The sequence below is a fragment of the Acinetobacter sp. YH16052 genome (assembly GCF_013417155.1).
In the GTDB taxonomy this organism is placed as follows: domain Bacteria; phylum Pseudomonadota; class Gammaproteobacteria; order Pseudomonadales; family Moraxellaceae; genus Acinetobacter.
Genome location: NZ_VPEO01000124.1, coordinates 1 through 1,786, shown reverse-complemented (window position 1 = coordinate 1,786; position 1,786 = coordinate 1). Strand labels below are relative to the sequence as shown.

Here is a 1,786-nt window from a genome sequence, read left to right as displayed (position 1 = left end):
AAAAACCAATCGGTTAAACCAAGCTTTTCAAACTCTATCTTTATCAGAGTTTCATATTGTTCAATTAGCCATTGTTGATGCTAGACATACGGGTACTGGACTAAGTACAGATACTCCTTTACGAATAGATGCATTGAGATATGCTGAAGTTTTTGGGACAACAAGGCAAAATGCTTATCAGAGAATGAAAGAAGCAGAGGATTCTTTATTTAACAGAAGATTTAGCTTCTTTGATGAAGATGGGAAATTAGTCAAAAGTAGATGGATTCAGCAAGTAAAATATCTAGATGATGAAGGGGCTATTGAACTTGTTTTCACTTTAGCTGTTGTACAAGGCATAAGTAAAATTGATGGAATTAAAGACTTTTTTACTCAATATTTACTAAGCCAAACAGCCCAGCTTAACAGTACATATTCAGCAAGATTATACGAGTTATTAATTCAATGGAAAGCTATTGGAAAAACGCCAGTATTTGAATTAGCAACTTTTAGAGAACAACTTGGAATTGGTGTTAATGAATACAAGCGTATGGATCACTTTAAAACTAGAGTTCTTGACTTAGCCATTTCTGAAATTAGCGAAAAAACAGATATAGAGGCAACCTACCAACAGCATAAAAAAGGCCGTTCAATATCTGGTTTTTCTTTTTCTTTTAAACAAAAAAAATCTAAAACTAAATCATTAGAAAATCAGACAATATCTGGCAATCTAGATCTTTTTTCAAAAAAAATGACTGACTCTCAACGCCACTTATTTTCCAATAAGCTATCTGAACTTCCTGAAATGAGTAAATACTCTCAAGGAACTGAAAGCTATCCTCAATTCGCAGTAAGAATTGCTGAAATGCTTAAAGATTCTGAGAAGTTAAAAGAGTTTGCTCCCATGCTTGAAAAGGTTGGCTATCGTTAAATCATTGATGTAACGTTACATTACTAAATATTGTCTACTGACATACAGACTTTTACTTGGGTTACATGATGAAAGCACTATCTGTTATTGAATTAGCTCAACTCTATGGAATGAATCGTCAAAGTATCTATAAACGTATAAATAAAGGGGATTTATCAAAAAATAGTGATGGTAAAATAGATTTATCTGAAGCCATACGAGTATTTGGCGAGCCATCTAATAAAAATAATAATGTAACTACGTTACAGTCTACTACGGTACAAAAAGATACAGAAGTAGACATGCTAAAACAGCAAGTAGACATACTTAAAAAACAGCTAGAACTTGCACATGAGCGAGAAGTTTTTCAAAGAGAACAACTAGAAGCAAAAGATAATCAAATAGAAGCAATACAACGACTGCTAGAAGCCCCAAAAGCCAATATGACTACGTTTACCGATCAGAAATTTAATGAAGATATAGCAACGGATCCTCGGCCAGAGCCTGAGCAGAACTATGACGGATTGACTACTCCGGAGCAGACGGAAAATAAGCGTATTCCAGTGCCGGAACATGTTGAACCGGAGCAGCCGAAAAGAGGGTGGTTAAGCCGGTTTTTCTTGCCGAATGGCTAAGGGCATTATTCAACTGAGCTAATCAACAGCGTGAAACATTGCTCAAAGAATAGGCGTGGAACGTGAAAAATCATAAAAAAAACCCACCTTGGGGAAGATGGGCTATAAACTTTGAAATAAGTATATGAATTTCAAAGTAAATTATAACACGTTTCGTATAACGTGTATTATGTTAATTTTAGAAAATCTAAAATAATTATTGATAATTTTTTTTTGAAAATTTAACATACCTTCCGATTGGTATTTTAGGTATGATTACTTA

2 protein-coding genes are annotated in these 1,786 nt (G+C 34.0%); both read left to right on the top strand.

Annotated elements, in window-relative coordinates; genetic code table 11:
- The coding region (gene repM, locus FTV42_RS16590) for a replication initiation protein RepM (protein ID WP_180039228.1) at positions 1-910 on the top strand (910 nt) is incomplete at its 5' end.
- Positions 911-978: 68 nt separating this feature from the next.
- Positions 979-1,524, top strand: coding sequence for a plasmid replication DNA-binding protein (locus FTV42_RS16585; RefSeq protein WP_179995796.1), 546 nt, complete (start codon positions 979-981; stop codon positions 1,522-1,524).
- Positions 1,525-1,786 lie beyond the last annotated feature (262 nt).